This is a genomic window from Terrirhizobium terrae, from assembly GCF_030323265.1.
GTDB lineage: Bacteria > Pseudomonadota > Alphaproteobacteria > Rhizobiales > Rhizobiaceae > Neorhizobium.
In genome coordinates this window covers 167,655-184,544 of the sequence record NZ_CP104990.1, presented here as the reverse complement: position 1 = coordinate 184,544, position 16,890 = coordinate 167,655, and the positions used below count along the sequence as shown (strand labels likewise).

The 16,890-nt window shown below is 59.8% G+C and carries 18 protein-coding genes and 2 pseudogenes; 8 read left to right on the top strand and 12 right to left on the bottom strand.

Annotation, left to right across the window (positions count from 1 at the left end; genetic code table 11):
* The first annotated feature begins 149 nt into the window (after positions 1-149).
* The 6 genes and pseudogenes from N7E02_RS00885 (at position 150) to N7E02_RS00860 (ending at position 5,304) form a co-directional block, all read left to right on the top strand.
* A pseudogene (locus tag N7E02_RS00885) lies at positions 150-978 on the top strand (transporter substrate-binding domain-containing protein).
* A 95-nt stretch (positions 979-1,073) separates the two neighbouring features.
* On the top strand, positions 1,074-1,715 hold the full coding sequence (locus N7E02_RS00880) for an amino acid ABC transporter permease (RefSeq protein ID WP_286578237.1): 642 nt from the start codon (positions 1,074-1,076) through the stop codon (positions 1,713-1,715).
* Positions 1,712-2,380, top strand: coding sequence for an amino acid ABC transporter permease (locus N7E02_RS00875; RefSeq protein ID WP_286578236.1), 669 nt, complete (start codon positions 1,712-1,714; stop codon positions 2,378-2,380). Before N7E02_RS00880 ends, N7E02_RS00875 begins: the two co-directional genes overlap by 4 nt.
* Positions 2,377-3,168 carry an amino acid ABC transporter ATP-binding protein gene (locus N7E02_RS00870; RefSeq protein WP_286578235.1) on the top strand — a complete coding sequence of 264 codons (792 nt, stop codon included), beginning with the start codon at positions 2,377-2,379 and terminating at the stop codon, positions 3,166-3,168. Before N7E02_RS00875 ends, N7E02_RS00870 begins: the two co-directional genes overlap by 4 nt.
* The gene (gene hutC, locus N7E02_RS00865) at positions 3,165-3,917 is read left to right on the top strand and encodes a histidine utilization transcriptional repressor HutC (protein ID WP_286578234.1); all 753 of its coding nucleotides are present in this window, start codon (positions 3,165-3,167) and stop codon (positions 3,915-3,917) included. Before N7E02_RS00870 ends, hutC begins: the two co-directional genes overlap by 4 nt.
* A gap of 31 nt (positions 3,918-3,948) precedes the next feature.
* Positions 3,949-5,304, top strand: a complete 1,356-nt coding sequence (locus N7E02_RS00860) for an LLM class flavin-dependent oxidoreductase (protein WP_286578233.1) — start codon at positions 3,949-3,951, stop codon at positions 5,302-5,304.
* 66 nt (positions 5,305-5,370) lie between these two features.
* Here the strand turns inward: N7E02_RS00860 and N7E02_RS00855 are convergent, their stop codons facing one another.
* Complete coding sequence (locus tag N7E02_RS00855; RefSeq protein ID WP_286578232.1) at positions 5,371-5,763, bottom strand: DUF1236 domain-containing protein; 393 nt, start codon at positions 5,761-5,763, stop codon at positions 5,371-5,373.
* A gap of 186 nt (positions 5,764-5,949) precedes the next feature.
* Here N7E02_RS00855 and N7E02_RS00850 point away from each other — a divergent pair, with 186 nt between their 5' ends.
* A complete protein-coding gene (locus tag N7E02_RS00850) occupies positions 5,950-7,350 on the top strand; it encodes a sensor histidine kinase (protein ID WP_286578231.1) in 1,401 nt (466 codons plus the stop codon).
* Positions 7,347-8,011: pseudogene (locus N7E02_RS00845) on the top strand (response regulator). The gene N7E02_RS00850 and the pseudogene N7E02_RS00845 overlap by 4 nt, the downstream one beginning before the upstream one ends.
* A 9-nt stretch (positions 8,012-8,020) precedes the next feature.
* On the opposite strand, the gene N7E02_RS00840 reads toward N7E02_RS00845, so the two are convergent.
* From N7E02_RS00840 to N7E02_RS00795, 11 genes are all read right to left on the bottom strand, one after another.
* A complete protein-coding gene (locus N7E02_RS00840; protein ID WP_286578230.1) occupies positions 8,021-8,503 on the bottom strand; it encodes a hypothetical protein in 483 nt (160 codons plus the stop codon).
* Between the two features lie 125 nt (positions 8,504-8,628).
* Positions 8,629-9,696, bottom strand: a complete 1,068-nt coding sequence (locus N7E02_RS00835; protein ID WP_286578388.1) for an AI-2E family transporter — start codon at positions 9,694-9,696, stop codon at positions 8,629-8,631.
* Positions 9,697-9,840: 144 nt separating this feature from the next.
* Complete coding sequence (locus N7E02_RS00830; RefSeq protein ID WP_286578229.1) at positions 9,841-11,274, bottom strand: aldehyde dehydrogenase family protein; 1,434 nt, start codon at positions 11,272-11,274, stop codon at positions 9,841-9,843.
* A 67-nt stretch (positions 11,275-11,341) separates the two neighbouring features.
* Positions 11,342-12,142 (bottom strand): NAD-dependent epimerase/dehydratase family protein, encoded by an 801-nt coding sequence (locus tag N7E02_RS00825; protein WP_286578228.1) that lies wholly within the window; start codon positions 12,140-12,142, stop codon positions 11,342-11,344.
* Positions 12,143-12,312: 170 nt separating this feature from the next.
* Positions 12,313-13,005: a helix-turn-helix domain-containing protein gene (locus N7E02_RS00820; protein ID WP_286578227.1), complete on the bottom strand. Its 693-nt coding sequence runs from the start codon at positions 13,003-13,005 to the stop codon at positions 12,313-12,315.
* A 151-nt stretch (positions 13,006-13,156) separates the two neighbouring features.
* Positions 13,157-13,528 carry a hypothetical protein gene (locus N7E02_RS00815; protein ID WP_286578226.1) on the bottom strand — a complete coding sequence of 124 codons (372 nt, stop codon included), beginning with the start codon at positions 13,526-13,528 and terminating at the stop codon, positions 13,157-13,159.
* A 349-nt stretch (positions 13,529-13,877) separates the two neighbouring features.
* Positions 13,878-14,285, bottom strand: coding sequence for an MreC domain-containing protein (locus tag N7E02_RS00810; protein ID WP_286578225.1), 408 nt, complete (start codon positions 14,283-14,285; stop codon positions 13,878-13,880).
* Between the two features lie 226 nt (positions 14,286-14,511).
* On the bottom strand, positions 14,512-15,207 hold the full coding sequence (locus N7E02_RS00805; RefSeq protein ID WP_286578224.1) for a class I SAM-dependent methyltransferase: 696 nt from the start codon (positions 15,205-15,207) through the stop codon (positions 14,512-14,514).
* Positions 15,208-15,343: 136 nt separating this feature from the next.
* The gene (locus N7E02_RS29320; RefSeq protein ID WP_353622766.1) at positions 15,344-15,628 is read right to left on the bottom strand and encodes a winged helix-turn-helix domain-containing protein; all 285 of its coding nucleotides are present in this window, start codon (positions 15,626-15,628) and stop codon (positions 15,344-15,346) included.
* Between the two features lie 100 nt (positions 15,629-15,728).
* The gene (locus tag N7E02_RS29315) at positions 15,729-16,094 is read right to left on the bottom strand and encodes a response regulator (protein WP_353622765.1); all 366 of its coding nucleotides are present in this window, start codon (positions 16,092-16,094) and stop codon (positions 15,729-15,731) included.
* A gap of 373 nt (positions 16,095-16,467) precedes the next feature.
* Positions 16,468-16,695: a hypothetical protein gene (locus N7E02_RS00795; protein ID WP_286578223.1), complete on the bottom strand. Its 228-nt coding sequence runs from the start codon at positions 16,693-16,695 to the stop codon at positions 16,468-16,470.
* Positions 16,696-16,890 lie beyond the last annotated feature (195 nt).

Sequence of the window (16,890 nt, the reverse complement as noted above, 5' to 3'; positions counted from 1 at the left end):
GCCCAACCGCCATCGATGTGCGCCGTTGACCAGCCAGCGAACATCGGTCTATTTGTATAGTCAATAACGAGAGCGGCGAAAAATCGCCGACATGGATGGGAAACAGCCGGACTGCGGATTTGAGACTAAACAAAGCGGAGAAATCACCAATGCTCAAGAGAAAATTGATGAAGGCTGTCGCCGCCGGCGCCCTTCTGCTTGCCACTTCGCTTTCGGCCCATGCCGAAGACGTGCTGGCCAAGGCCAAAGCGGCCGGCGTGCTGAAGGTCGGCACCGAGACTGCATTCGCCCCCTTCGATTTCATCGATGCCGGCGAACACAAGGGCCTCAACGTCGACTTCTTCGAAGCGCTCGGCAAGGACCTCGGCGTCAAGATCGAATGGGTCGAGCTTCCCTGGGACAGCGTCCTGCCGAGCCTTGAAGCCGGCAAGTTCGATGTCGTCGCAGGCCCGGCCACGATCACCAAGGCCCGTATCGCCCGCTACCGCATGAGCGCCCCGGTTGCCGAAGCATCCGTCGCGATCCTGAAGAAGGCCGGCGACAGCTCGATCACCAAGCCGGAAGACATTGCCGGCAAGGCCGTCGGCGTCGGCAAGGCAACCGCGCAGCTCGCCCAGCTGCAGGAATATTCCGCGACCCTCTCCGAAAAGGTCAACGTGCGCGAATACGTGTCGTTCAACGACGCCTATGCAGACCTTGCCGCCGGCCGCGTGGTTGCCGTCGCCAACTCGCTGCCGAACATCGCCTTCGTTGCCAAGCAGCGCAACGGCATGTTCGAAGTCGTGACGCTCTGCCTTCGGCAAGAAAACCTATTTCGGCTTCATCGGCACCAAGGACGACGATCACAAGGCGCTGCTCGACTATATCGACAATGAGATCATTGCGATGAAGAAGGACGGCCGTCTCGGGAAGCTGCAGGAAAAGTGGTTCGGCACCACGTTCGACACGCCGGATTCCGTTCCGGACCCGGCGTTCTGAGCCCTGCTTAAAAGCTGGGGATGCGCATCGCGCATCCCCTCTCCCGTTCGCTGCAGCCGGTGGACTTAGAACCGGCGACGGATGATACGTAGCCGATGACGCTGAAACTTTTTACGCTTCTACTGGAAGCGGCACTCAAGACGCTTGGCATCAGCCTGGTCTCGATCGCGATCGGTTTCGTGATCGCGATGCTGCTTTCTGCCGCGATCCAGTCCGGAAAATCGATCTATCTCCTGCCCGCAAGGCTGTTCATCAGCTTTTTCCGCGGCGTGCCGCTGCTCGTCCAGCTGCTCTTGATCTACACGCTCCTGCCGGTGATCGGCATCAACGTGCCGGGTATCGTCGCGGCAATCGTCGGTCTTTCGCTCTGCACCGCAGCCTATCAGGCGGAAAACCTGCGCGGCGGGTTTGCGAGCGTACCGCGCGGGCTGGTCGAGGCGGCGGATGTCGCCGGCTTCAACGGCGTCCAGACCTTCCTGCGCATCCGCGCGCCGATCGCGCTCAGGCTGACCTTCCCGGCGCTGGTCAACGAGGCGATCATGATCCTCAAGGCCTCGTCGCTCGTGTCGGTGGTCGGCATTATCGAGATCACCAAGATGGCGCAGGATCTGGCCTCCAGCACCTATATGCCGATCCCGATCTTCGCCAGCGCGGCGCTCATCTATTTCGTCATCAATTCCGCCATCGCGCTTCTGGGGCGCTATGCCGAGAAATCCCTGAGGGGAGCCTCGGCATGATGTTCGATCCGCAGGTCATCATCGAAAAGCTGCCGGAGATCGGCAGCGGTCTGTTCGTCACGCTGTGGCTGTGGGTCGCGGGCGTGCTGGGCGGCGTGGTCGCCGGCTTCATCGTCGCGACGGCACGGCGCTTCGGCGGCTTCGTCGTCAATACCGTCCTCGGCGCCGTCGTCGAGGTGCTGCGCGGCACGCCCTTCCTGATCCAGATCTTTCTGCTCTATTACGGTGGCCCGTTCGTCGGGCTGATGCTCGATCCCATCCCCTGCGGGCTGATCGGCCTCACCGTCTATAGCGCGGCCTATTACAGCGAGGTGTTTCGCGCAGGCTATGCCTCGGTTCCGCATGGCCATGTGGAAGCGGCCGAATGCCTCGGCATGTCGCGGCTGCAGACCATCGCGCGTATCCAGATGCCGGAAATGGCGCTGATCGTGCTGCCGCCGGCGATCAATCTGGCGATCATCCTGCTGAAAGAGTCCGCCGTGCTGTCGATCATCACCGTGCCGGAACTGACGGCGACCGTCAGTGCCATCGGCTCGCAACAATATGCCTTCCTCGAGGCGATCTTCGTCCTCGCCGTCACCTACTGGATCATCGTTGAACTGACGGATCGGCTCGGCCGCCAGGCTGAAAAACGTCTTTCCCGACTGAGGTTTTCAAAAGCATGAGTGTACCCGCGATCACCATCCGCAAACTGGTCAAGCGCTTCGGGGAAACCACCGTGCTGCAGGACATCGACCTGGAGATTCCGGAAGGCAAGGTTTCCTGCCTGATCGGCCCGTCCGGCTCGGGCAAGAGCACGCTGCTCCGCTGCCTCGCATTTCTGGAGGAATCGACCAGCGGCATGATCACCATCAACGGCGAGGCCCTCGGCTTCTTCGAGGATGCGAACGGCAAGCGCGAACGGCTGCCGGCCGCCCAGATCCGTGCGGTGCGGGCGAAGACCGGCATGGTCTTCCAGCAGTTCAATCTCTGGCCGCATATGACGGCGCTCGGCAATGTCAGCGAGGCGCTGAAGATCGTCCGCAAGGTGCCGAAAGCGGAAGCGGAAGATCGTGCTATGGTGCAGCTCCGCAAGGTGGGGCTGGAAAACCGCGCCGGCCACTACCCGTCGCAGCTTTCCGGCGGGCAGCAGCAGCGTGTCGCGATCGCCCGTGCGCTGGCATTGGAACCGAAAATCATGCTGTTCGACGAGCCGACATCGGCGCTCGATCCGGAACTGACCGGAGAAGTGCTGAACGTCATGCGCGATCTGGCGGCCGAAGGCATGACCATGGTCGTCGTCACCCACGAGATCGGCTTTGCCGCGAGCGTCGGCCAGCAGATCAGCTTCCTCGATCACGGACGCCTGCTGTTCTCTGGCCCGCCTGCCGAAATCTTCGCAAAGCCGCGGCATCCGCGCCTGGAGCAGTTCCTCGACACCTATCTCGATCGCGGAGCCAGCATGCTCGCATGATCCAGGAAAAGGTGACTGCTCACGATATAGCCGATCCGACCATCTCGCTTCACCAGCGGATCCTCTCCGATATCGAGCAGAATATCCTGACCGGCCGCTGGCCGCCCGGCTATCGCATTCCCTCCGAGCAGCAGCTTGCCGAGCAATACGGATGCTCGCGCATGACGGTCAACAAGGTCGTCACCCAGCTCGCCCGCGCCGGCCTCGTGCAGCGGCGTCGCAAGATCGGCAGCGTCGTCCTGCCCCAGAAGGCGCAGAGCGCGATCCTGGAGATCTATGACATCCGCGAAGAGGTGAAGGCGGCGGGCAGAAGCTACAGCCACCGCATCCTTGCCCGCACCGTGCGGCCCGCGAGTGGCAAGGAGGCTGAAATTCTCGGGCTGTCGGCCGGGCAGAAGATCATCGATATCACCTGCCTGCATCATGCGGGCGACGCCCCCTTCTGCCTGGAGCAGCGCCTGATCAATCTCGATGTGGTGCCGGAGGCGGACGCGGAAAGCTTCGAGCTTCTGTCGCCCGGTCCCTGGCTTCTCGACCATGTGCCGTGGAGCGCCGCCGAACACCGGATCGCAGCCCAAGGCGCGGGCGCCACCGAGGCTGCGCATCTGGCTATTGCGGCGGGCAGTCCCGTCATGGTCGTCGAGCGCCAGACATGGCGGCTCGATCAATCGGTCACGGCGGTGCGCCTGACCTATCCCGGCGGCAGCCACACGCTGACCGCCCGTTTTACCCCGTCACAGGCGATCTGACATAACATTCGACGCAAAGGAGCTGACAGTCATGGCCCGCGAAGACAAGCTGAAACTCGGAACATTTGTCTATACATTCGGCTTCAACCCCGCGAGCTGGCTGCATCCGGCCGCCGACGTCAACGGCGCCAACAAGATCGACCATCTCCTGAACGTCGCGCGGATTTCGGAACAGGCAAAGCTCGACTTCATGTTCGTGGCCGATTCACCGGCCGCCGCGATCGGTGATCCGGAAGCGCTCTCCCGCTCGCCGACCAAGATGAACCGCTTCGAGCCGCTGACGCTGATCACCGCGCTTGCCGCCATGACGGAAAAGCTCGGCTTTGTCGCCACCGCCTCGACCAGCTATTACGAGCCCTTCAACATCGCCCGCATCTTCTCTTCCATCGATCACCTGAGCGGCGGCCGCACCTGCTGGAACGTCGTGACCTCCGACCATGACGAGACGGGATACAACTTCAACCGCGAAGGGCTCGATCCGCACGCGACCCGCTACGAACGAGGCGAGGAATTCGTCGATGTCGTCTTCGGCCTGTGGGACAGTTTCGAGCCGGATGCGCTGCTGCTCGACCGGCAGAGCGGCGTCTATTACGACAAGGACAAGCTGCATACGCTGAACCACAAGGGCAAGCATTTCCAGGTACGCGGTCCGCTGAATATCGCCTCGACGCCGCAGGGCCGGCCGGTGATCGCGCAGGCGGGCGGCTCTGAAGCCGGCATGGAACTCGCGGCCCGCACGTCGGAAATCGTCTTCAGCCTTGCCTCCAGCATCGAGCGCAACGGCGCCTTCTACCAGAACGTCAAAAGCCGCATGGCGAAATACGGCCGTCGCCAGGACGACCTGAAGATGATGCCGGGCATCGTCGTCAATGTCGGGGAAACGAAGGCGGAAGCGCAGGCCAAGGTCGGTTTCCTGATCGACAACCTGCATCCCGATGTCGGCCGCTGGATGCTGGGCGAATTTCTGGAAACCGATCTTTCCGGCGCCGAACTCGACAAGCCCTTCCCGATGGAGCGCCTGCCGCAGCAGCCGAAGGGCTCCAAGGCGCTGTTCGAGGAACTGACCGACTTCATCAAGCAGGGCCACACCCTCGGCCACCTGATCCGCCATTATGCGGAAAAGAGCACCGGCAACGGCATTACCGGCACGCCGAAGGAAATCGCCGACTTCATGGAGGAATGGTTCGAGGCGCGCGCCGCCGACGGCTTCATCCTGATGTTCCCGACGCTACCGGCAAGCCTGACCGACTTCGTCGAACTGGTCGTGCCCGAACTGCGCCGCCGCGGGCTGTTCCGCGAGGAATACGAAGGATCGACGCTGCGCGAAAATCTCGGCCTGTCGATGCCGGTCAACCGTTATGCCGCAGCTCGGCAAAACGGCGGTTGAGCCGTAAAATGGAAAGGCACCCGGAGAGATCTCCGGGTGCCTTCCATTTCGAAGTGCGGCAACAGCTTATTCGATGACCTGCACGACCGTGTGGGTCTGCGGATCGACGATCACGCGCTGCTCGTTGACCACGGCATAAGCGTAAGCCGGGTCTTCCGGGATCGGCGTCAGCACGACCTGCTGCGGGATCGGCTTGCCGACCACGACGCGCTCCTGAACGACGACGCGCTGTGCCGGCATCGGCTGGGTCTCGACATAACGGACGACGCGTTCCGGCGGCGGATCGATGGCCGTGCCGGCGGCAGCGCCGACGATGCCGCCGACTGCCGCACCTACTGGACCACCTACGATTGCACCAGTCACAGCACCGCCGACTGCGCCGTTTACCGTGCTCTGCTGGGCCATTGCGCCGGTTGCGAAAGCTGCGATGGCAGCAGATACGAGAATGATCTTTTTCATGACACAACTCCCTGTTTGTGATGGGCAAAGAACGCCGTCCCGATAAAGCGGTTCCGGTCTTGGACCTTTGCGGCGCGCTATCCGACTTTGGTCCCGATCCATCGAAAACAGTGGCCACATGGCCCATTGACCGGCGGAAACCGAGCCATACTTACGTCGCGCAAACTGCGTTCATCCGAGGCTTACGTGCGGCTACCCAACGTCATCGCTCATTGGAACAGCCAATCGCTCGCCCGCCAGTTCATCATCGCCGGCGGACTGGTGTCGGCTGCTGCCATCCTGATCGTCGGTGCCTTCGTCGCAAGCCTGATCGAGGATGCCGTCACCCGCAATTCGGCGGCCTCGACAGCGCTCTATGTCGACAGCATCATCGCCCCGATCCTTCCCGACATGACGACGACGGAAAAGCTCGACGAGACGATCGAGCGGGCGCTGGACGAAACCCTGTCGCAGGGCGCGCTCGGCCGTCGCCTCGTCTCCTTCCGGCTGTGGCGCAAGGACGGCACCATCCTTTATGCCAATGACAAGACGCTGATGGGCAAGAAACTCACACCGAGCGAGGACCTTCAGACGGCCTTTTCCGGAAAGATGGTGTCGGAGTTCAACCAGATCGATCCGGAGGAGGCATCGGCTCTGGGGGATGATCCACCGCCGCTCCTGGAAATCTACAATCCGGTGCTGCAGCCCTGGTCCGGCGAAGTCGTCGCGGTGTCGGAATTCTACGAGATTGCGACCGATTTCCAACATAGTCTTTATAATGCGCGATTGCGGGCATGGCTGGCGGTCGCAGCAGTGATCGCGGCGATCTTCTCGCTTCTCTCATTGATTGTTTTGCGCGGCAGCCGGCTGATCGACCTGCAGCGCGGCCTCCTCAATGCCCGTGTCGGAGAGCTCTCGGATCTCTTGAAGCAGAACCGCGCGCTCCACGCCCGCGTGAAAAACGCAAGCCAGCGAACGACGGCGCTGAACGAACGCTTTCTCAGGCGCCTTGGCGCCGATCTGCATGATGGGCCGGCGCAGCTGATTGCATACGCCTCGTTGCGCATCGACAGCCCCGCCATGCTGGGCGCTCAGGTGTTGCCGGAAAAACGGGAGGCGGAGGTCGCGTCGATCAAGACCAGCCTGCAGGAAGCGATGCGCGAGATCCGCGGCATCTGCCACGACCTCATCCTGCCGGAAATCGAGGCCGCGACCCTGCCTGAGGTGATCAAGCAGGCCGTTCAAAGATACCGCGATCGCACGGGTTTCGACGTTCGCCTTTTACTTGCCGCCATTGAGTGGCAACCGACGCCTGCGGAAAAAATCTGCATCTACCGTTTCGTGCAGGAGGCACTGAACAACGGCTGGCGACATGCCGGCGGTGTAGGGCAGCAGGTTTTGCAACGTTTGGAGGATGGCTGCGTTGTCATCGATGTCATTGATGGCGGATCCGGTTTCGATCCCTCGTCGATCAAGTCGACGAGCCTTGGGATTGCCGGATTGCGCGAACGGGTCGAAAGCCTCGGCGGGCGTTTCGAAATCGCCTCGGGCAAAGACGGGACAAAGGTGACGATGTCGCTGAAAATGAGTGAGACGGAGAAGGCTTGATGGCAGATCTACGGGTTGCCGTATGCGACGACCACCCCTGTTCAGGGAGGGTGTGACGCGCACTTTGACGGAAATGGGCTTCGATATCATCGCCGAGGGCGGCAGCGCGGAGGACGCGATCCATATCGCCCAGCAGCATCGCCCCGACATTCTGCTGATGGATATTTCCATGCCTGGCAGCGGACTGGAGGCGATTGCGCCGATCCTTTCCGGCTGCCCGGACCAGAAGATCGTCATGCTGACCGTGTCGGAGACGAGTGACGACATTCGCCGAGCGCTGCAGGATGGTGCGAGAGGCTATGTGCTCAAGGGCATCGGCTCGGCATCGCTGGCGGAAATCCTCCATTCGGTGGCGCGGGGCGAAGGCTATGTCGCGCCGTCGCTTTCCGCCAAGCTTTTGGCGGAACCGCAGACGGCCGCGAACGACGACACCTCCCTTGCCGGAATGAGCGAACTGACGACGCGCGAGCGCGAAGTGCTGGAACTTGCGGCGAACGGGCTGAGCAACAAGCAGATCGCAATCGAGCTCGATCTGCACGAGAAGACGGTCAAGCATCACATGACGCGGATCTTCACCAAGCTCAACGTCAGCAACCGCACGGCCGCCGCTATCGCCTGGAACGAGGCGATGCGTGACGGATCGATGCGCGCCGCATCCTGACTACGCATCTCAATCCGTAAGCGAGCGAAGCCGATCGAGATCGGATTGCGTGGCCGAGCGGTTGACGATCGTCCGGCCACGATTATCCCGCATCACATAGCGGCCCTGGCTGTCGATTTCTTCCGCCATGCCGTTGCTGTGTCTGACGCTGAGGCTCCTGTCCGTGGCCTGTCCCGGGGTCATATTCACGCCCTGAGCTGGGCCGTTCTCCTGGGTTCCCGACGACTGACCGCCGGCAAGGCCGCGGGGATCGGCACCTCTTGCTTTACCGCCTGCGTTACCGCCGCTGCCACCTCTGTTGTCGCCACGGCCATCTGCACCTCCACCGTTTCCGGAACCGTTACCGCCGCCGCGACCACCTCCGCTGCCGTCACCGCCACCATGGCCGCCTCTGGCCAGCGCGGAATTGGCCTGGAACGGCAACAGGATCGCCAATGTGGAGAAAGTCAGGCTCGCAATAATCTGTCGGCGGGAGTGAATGGCAGCCTCCATCGCGCATATCTGGTTGAACATCCATATGGTCAGGCAACACCTGAACCACGGCCATAGTTCCGCCATTGGACCTTTGCGAAGGCCTCAACCAGACCATGGTCCGACCATAATTGGTCGGGCTGTGATCAGTCGGGCGAAATGCTTTCCTCCGGCCCGCGCTCCCGCTCCTTTTCGAACAGGGACCAGGCGGCGATGAACAGGGCTGCGATCAGCGGCCCGATGACGAAGCCGTTGACACCAACCAGCGAAATGCCGCCGATCGTCGAGATCAGGACCACATAGTCCGGCATCTTCGTTTCCTTGCCCACCAGCGGCGGGCGTAGGAGATTGTCGACCAGACCAATGACGAAGACGCCCACAGCGACGATGATGACGGCCTGCAGAACCGCTCCGGTCACCGCGAGATAGATCGCCGTCGGCACCCAGACCAGTGCCGCGCCGACGGCCGGAACCATTGACAGGATGACCATCAGCACGCCCCAGAGCAGGGCCGGCTGTACGCCGAGCGCCCAGAAGGTCACGCCACCGATCGCGCCCTGAATGATGGCGATGATGATGTTGCCGCGCACGGTCGCCCGGACAACGGAGGCAAACTTCGCCATGAACTGGGTCGTATGCTCGTCGCTCAAAGGCGCCGCGTCGCGGATCGTCTTTGCCAGGCTTCGCCCGTCGCGGAAAAGGAAGAAGAGCAGGTAAAGCATCAGGCCGAAAGCGATGAAAAACTCGAGTGTGCTCTGACCGAAGGTCAGCGCTCTACCCGCAAAGAAGCTTCCGCCCTGCATGAGCGAGGACGAGAATCGCTCCCGGAAATCCGCAAAGCCACCGGTTTCCAAGCTGCGCACGCGGTCCTGTAAGAAGACCGGCAAGGCGTCGATGACCTGATTGAACATCCGGGGAAGATCGATCTGGCCGCTCGATATCTTCTGGTAGACGCTGGCTCCCTCCTGAATGAGCGAACTCAGGATCGCAAGGCCTGGCAGGATGACGAGGCAAAGGCAGATCAAAACCGTCAGAACGGCGGCAGTGTTGCGCCGGCCGCCGAGCTTTTTCTCAATCCAGCTATAGAGTGGGAAGAAGAGAATGGCGAAGACAACAGCCCAGAAGATGGCCGAATAGAAGGGAAGAATGACGGCGATGAACGCCAGAGTCACCAGAACCAGCAATATATAAAAACTGACGCGTTGAACCACTATCCCTGCCCTGTCCTGAAAACCGTCCAGTCGGGGAAGTAAGGCAAAAGCCCATTCCGTCCATGCCTTTCCTCATGCACGGGTCAAAATCGGATGGATTTCAGGGAAAACGGCCGCCTCGGATGTCTCCGGGCGGCCGTTTACGCATCATGCCTGCGTGTATGCGGTCTTCACCACGGTAAAGAACTCGGCGGCATATTTGCCCTGCTCGCGCGGCCCGAAGGAAGACGCCTTGCGCCCTCCGAAGGGAACATGGAAATCCACGCCGGCGGTGGGCAGGTTGACCATGACCATGCCTGCTTCCGAATTCCGCTTGAAGTGTGTCGCATATTTCAGGCTGGTCGTGGCGATGCCGGCCGAGAGACCGAATGGCGTGTCATTGGCCATCGCCAGCGCCTCGTCATAGTTTTTGACGCGGATGACGCTCACGACAGGGCCGAAGATTTCCTCGCGGGAGATCCGCATCGCATTGGTCGCCTCGGTGAACAGCGTCGGCTGCAGGAAGAAGCCGGGCGTATCCCGCTCGACGCGCTCGCCGCCGAAGGCCAGCTTTGCACCTTCCTTGACGCCGATATCGATATAGTCGGTATCCTGCTTCAGTTGACGGGCATCGACGACCGGGCCGACATGGGTTTCAGGCTTCAGGGCGTGGCCGACCTGAATGGTCTTAAGCCTCTCTGTCAGCGCATCGACGAACCGGTCATGGATACCTTCGGTGACGATCAGGCGGGAGGACGCCGTGCAGCGCTGGCCGGTGGAGAAGAAGCCGGAATTGGCCGCAGCCTCGACCGCGACCGTCAGGTCAGCGTCATCGAGCACGACCATCGGGTTCTTGCCGCCCATTTCCAGCTGGAACTTGCGGTTATGCTCGATCGACGCGGCGGCCACGCGCTTGCCCGTGCCGGTAGATCCCGTGAAGGTGATGCCGGCGAGATCGGGGCTGTGGAGCATCGTCTGACCAACCACGGAGCCCGGGCCCATGACGAGGTTGAGCACGCCCTTCGGCAGGCCTGCGCGATGCAGGATATCGACGATCGCCCAGGAGCAGCCGGGCACGAGTTCGGCCGGCTTGAACACGACCGTGTTGCCGTAGCAGAGCGCCGGCGCGATCTTCCAGGCCGGAATGGCGATCGGGAAATTCCAGGGCGTGATGATGCCGATGACGCCGAGCGGCTCGCGGGTAATCTCGACGCCGATCCCGGGTCGGGCGGAAGGCAGAACCTCGCCGGCTAGACGCAGGGTTTCGCCGGCGAAGAAGTCGAAGATTTGCGCCGCGCGCGTCACTTCGCCAATGCCCTCGGCCAGGATCTTGCCTTCCTCGCGGGACAGCAGCTCGCCGAGTTCCTGCTTGCGCGCCAGGATTTCGTCAGACGTCTTTCGCAGGATTGCATGGCGCTCCAGAATGCCGGATCGCGACCATGCCGGGAAGGCAGCCTTCGCCGCGGCGATCGCCTGGCGCGTGTCATCGGCGCTCGCCTGCGCATAGATGCCGACGACGTCCTTGGTGTCGGAGGGATTGATGTTTTCCGAGCCGTTGCTGCCGACCCACTCGCCGGCAATCAGGTTCTGACGGATGGTCATGGTGAAATCCTCCTGCGGCCATTCCTTCGGCCGCTGATTATATATGACTGGAAATTCGATAATCCTATCAGGTGTCGGCCGGATGACCAGCGCTCGTGAACGCGCCGCCCTGATAGATCACGGCCGGATCGTTGGGATCCTGCCTGCCGGCCGCAGTTTCCACCTCGACGCGCCACTTGACGGAACTGTCCTGCGGGCGCCAACCCAGGAAGGCGGCATTGCGGTTGTCCCACCACTGCTCGTCATTCGCCGAGGCGCCGTAGATGATCGTATGCGCGAGACGCGGCGTGTCGAAAGCCCGTCCGCAGAGCGAGACGAAGTCGCGGACACTCAGCCACGTCGCCAGCATGCGGGGATTGGCCGGCTTTTCAAAACAGGAACCGATCCGGACCGACAGGGTCTCCTGGCCGAACTTGTCGTAATACATGCTGGCAATTGCCTCGCCGAACACCTTCGAGACGCCATAGAGCGAGTCCGGCCGCGGATAGACGGTATTGTCGATATGCTCGTCACGCCGGTAAAAGCCAACCACATGGTTGGAACTGGCAAAGACGATGCGCGGCTGGCCGTGATGGCGGGCCGCCTCGTAGAGATTGTAGAGACCGACGATATTGCCCTGCAGGATCTGGTCGAACGGACGCTCGACCGACACGCCGCCGAGATGGATGACACCATCGACGCCCTCGAACATGCGCGAAACGCCCTCGGCATCGGCAAGGTCGCATCGGACGAAGGTCTCGCCTGCGGCCAGATCGCTGATCTCACCGATATCAGAGAGGACGACCGTCTCCGCAAGCTGAGACAGCAACGGACGTATGCTTCGACCAACACCGCCCGCAGCGCCTGTCAGCAGCAGTTTCTTCAGCATGAACCCTCCCAGGATCGGCAATCGTAAGCGTCGCCAAAATGTTGTCATACATGATGACCAAGGAGATACTACAAGTGACGCCGAATAGGTCAACAAGTTTGTTCGGGTGTCGAATTGATGCGCGGATGATCTCTGTGCAATCAAGCGCGCGCAGGCATAGGTAATTCGATTCAGCGGCACCTATCGGAGCGGGAGACCTTAAGGCCACCTTCCCGCCTCAACGCGCAAGGGGTAACGCTCCACTCTCGCTTCAATACTTTGTTCAAATGGGATTGATCTGCCATGCCACATTCCAGCGCAATAAACTTTATAGGCAAATCCGTCTTTACCAACATCTGACGTGCCAATTCCAAGCGGAGTTTTGTGACATAGCGATGTGGGGAACAATTAAAGCTGCTTTGGAATGCCCGCTGAAAGTGGCTTACGCTCAGCCCGCAGACCGTCGCCATGTCTTCCCCGGAAATACTGGAGGAAAGGTTCTCCAGTATGAAAGCCTGCACCCTTTTGATCTTCCACTCGGGTAAGCCCCCTTTCAAGCAATCGCTTGAGCTCGGAATTCGAGATAACGGCAAGGCCTTTGCCATCGACGCAGCTATCGATGGCATTTCCTTCGACCGTTTAACGGAGAATGCGGTTTGTGCGTCAGGGGTTACGTAGCCGAACTGCTTAACGCCGCTTTCTGCAGACGATCGAATTCGTTCAGAGATACCGTGCATGATAAAAACCCCGTTATTTTCAACGGGATTCAGATTAGCTGGAAAGCTGGATTCGCTAAGATATACGGTGGTCTGCCTTAGGCACTTGAAAGCGAGGTGAACACTATAAGTCGAAGAAAAAGTTCCTAGCCATCTGTCGACGATCACCCATTTGCTTTTCCAGCGGACTTCCTCTGCTAGGCGCCTTCCGGACCTGATCGGCTCAAGCCGCCTCGGATAAGGACGCTATCTACCTTCCCGCGTCGCCGCGGCTCCATTGGCTGAATAGCACAAAGTTTGCTGGCGGCTCGTCGGCGAGCTAAATCCTATCGAACCGCTGCACCATTTTCCGCAGCTGTTCATTCTGCGCGATCAGCTTCTCGCTGAGCTGCTTTCTCAAGCTAGAAATTTCGGCGTCCAACTCGGCCATTTCATCGAAGAGTGTTTTCGCTCCTGAGGCGGCTTCCAGCGCCTCGTTCTCGGCAGTCTCGGCAGCCTGCTCTACAGCAATATGTGGAGATCTTGCCTTCCTGGGCGTCACCGGCAGCTTTCGTTCCGAAACTTTGCCAGGGCTGCTCAGTTCGGCCGGGTTCCCTGTCAGCTCATCGGAGTTCGATGCCTCCGCAACACTTACCCGTTCTGCGCGGCTACCGATTGGCCCTTCCACCGCGGCCCCTTGATCATCACTCATAGCGATGTCCTGTTCAGCGGTCCGTCCACTCTTACCGTCATCTGCATTTACCGGGAGGATCTCGGCAGTGCCGTGGTCGGTTCCCGCCTCGATCGCTCCGGGTTCAAGATCTACAGATCGATCGGAGGACGGCAGCTTTTGGGCTCCTCGACCTTCTCTTCATTCGAATGTTCATCGACATGACCTGCCGTCGGCTTTCTCGTGACCAGGTCAGACAGAAATCTCCACGGCGTTCTCATATTTCATACCTTTCGCATGGGACGGCGGTTAAGCCGGATTCCAAGTGCCGGACCAAGCTGCAGGTCCGGCACTTCCAACAGACGACTACGTCAGCTGATGATTGTCGCAATCACTTCTGTCCCAGGCGCTTGCGCAGGTCGGCGTTTTCGGCGCGCAGCTTGTCAGAGAGCTGCTTGCGAAGGTTTTTGTTCTCTTCTTCGAGCTTTAGAAGTGCGGCGATGTCGTCGATCGGTTCAGCAGCACGAGCCGCAGGCGTCGCACCCTTACGGGCGACCGTTGTCTTCGTCGTGGTCTTGCGAGCAACAGCCTTCGGCGTCTTTACCTCGGCGACTTTGCTTCCACGCTTGGCGCGTGTCTTCTTGACCGGTGCTTCAGAGGCCACGACATCGGTGGTCGCGGCAACTTCAGCAGGAGCTTTCGGCGCGCGTGGCTTGCGGGTTTTCTTGACTGCGGGTGCGGCAACGGGTGCATTTGTGGCAGCGGTCGTCGCGGCCTCTACGTTGGTATCATCAGCCATCAGTTAACTCCTATTTGGCGGGACATGTTCGTAATTGAATCAGAACATCTAGGAGTCAATGTCCACAGGGCTTCCGCAGCCTCCTTTGCTTACCAAATCATGGATTTCTCTATTAGATCAGTTGCCATCACGTCTTGTTTGCTGCGCTCGGCAACAAATCTAGCCTACAGATTGTAAGCACAACGGAAATGAAGAGGCGTCCGATACGATATCCAAAGTCACGACATCATCCTTGTTTCTCGGCGATGAAATAAGCTGCTGAGATATCGTTGCGATATCTCTTAAGCGTGCTGCGGATCGCGACCAATCGACTTCTCGCCTTGGGATCTCTCGCGACATTGCGCGCAAAACGAAACGCGCCGAAAATTCCTTCGTCGGCAACGATCCTGAGCGGATTCAAAAGCGCCATTCTGCCGAAGCCGGACCGCTTGACCTTAAATCCATAGAGGCCGAGCAAGTCCGACCATTCCGATATAGTATAGGGTCGTGCGGCGACGTGCAGAACTTCCGAGAGGTGGCGGGCAATCTCTCGCCTTTCTGCCTGCGGCATCTCGTCGGGCACCAGACAAAGCTCGTGGATCCCATAGCGTCCACCGGGTCGAAGAAGCCTCGATGCCTCGGCGACGATCTCGTGCTTGCGTGCATCCGGGTTCAGGGTCAGCATAGCTTCGCCGACGACGACGCTCGCCGAGCCGCTGTCCAATCCGGTTGCGTGGGCCTGCCCTACCCTGACCGAAGCTTGAGTGAACCACGTCATGCTTTCGGCGGCGATGCGTGCACAATCGCGATCGCGTTCCACCCCCACATAGCTCTTCGGATGTTCTGCAAGAAGCCGTAACGCTGTTCCTCCAAGCCCCGGAGCGAACTCAACAACGTCATCCAGCTCGGTTACAGAAAGTCCAGAAACGAGGTCATGCGTCATATGACGCCCACCAGGCCTGAGAACCCTCTTACCGAGACGTGCGAAAAGCAGATATGCTGGCATACGATCCACATTGAGTTCAGTACCAGGCACCGCGTTCTGATTGTCAGCAACTCTATTGCTCACAGCCGGCTCCTTATCGATAAGATGTCTTCCTGGCATCACGCTGTAGTTTCGGGGTCTCATGAAGCTCAACATGGGCCTCGAGAAGATAACCCAAACCACGCTTCGTCTTGATGAGTTTGGGAGCTGCCGGCTCAACCTCCAGCTTTCGCCGGAGACGCAAAACCGTGACGTCTATGCTCCGATCGAAGATCGCGTCGTTGTTCAGACGACACGCAGCAATCAACTGTTCGCGTGACAGGATTTGCCGAGGTGCGCGCAAAAACGCTACGAGCAGGTTGAATTCGGCCGCCGTCAATCTCTTGTCTCGACCGGCTGTTGGTTGAAGAACTCGTTGCTTTGCGTGGAGCGTCCATCCCTCGAAGGAGTAGGCTTTCGTTTCTCGTTGAACGGTAGCGTCACTTCTCCTTCGCGCGAGCGAGCGGATTCTGGGCGAGCAGCTCTCTATTCCCAAACGGCTTCGTAAGATAATCGCTTGCCCCTAGCTCGAGGCCGACGACCTTGTCAGCTTCCTCGACGCGGTTCCCACTGATGATGATCATCGGCGCATCTGAAAGTGATGCCAAAATACGAACGATGTCCAAGCCATTCTCTTGACGCATGTCGAGGTCGACAACGACGACGTCGACGACTTCTGCCAGGATAACTTTCTTGATCTGCTGACTGTCACGGGCAGAGGTGACGCGGAAGCCAAAACGAGAGAGGTAAGCCGCCGTCAGCTCGATCGCATTAGACCCATCATCTACCAGTAGAATATGTTTCATGGCGGCCGTTGCTTCCTGCTTTAATATCCCATGGGCTAACGTGGCCCACGTTATGCCGCTCCTATCCCGGCTCACAGGTATCTAGGCGTATAAACATTCATTTTAAATGCATCTTTTTATAGATACGGCGTTATGTCGCAGGGCTTGGAGCCTTCTATCTTCCTAAAGGCGAGACGCTTGGGAGATATGCAAACACGCCAAACTTAGAATGGACGCAGGTTGACAACGTCCGCATGTTTCCAGAGACGCCGACAGCTTTCCCTGGCGTGGCGGAGCGACATGAACCGCGCCGACGAACCGCTAATCGGGAATCAAGATTACGAAGCGGCGGGCGAAGCGAGGCCTTGGAGCGGGTAGATTAGTCGCGATGCGATCATGGTAAGCTCAGATCCAAACCGAGCATTCCGCTAAGCTCGAACGCAACGAAACCGACGCCGAGCAAAGCCAGTAGGAAGACAAGGGCCATCGTACTGCCGGTACGCAACAGCGCTCGTGTGTCCCCCTTCCCTCCCTGATCATAGTGCCATTTGATGGCGAAGAACATGGCAATGCCCAGCGCGAGAGCCTTGAACGTGACGAAGACGATAGGGACCCAATCCATTTAAAGACTTTCATGTGCAACAGCGACGCGCCTTATGATCTCATCTTACGGAGACGCATGCTTCATATGTGCAGCGCTGATATGTGATAGCAGCTGGTGGCCTACTGAACCGTTGTGTTGAGTACGGGAATAGCGATTTAGACCAAAGAGCTTTTTCGGTCTTGTATTATTCCACCTCCTCGGCCCGCTGATGTT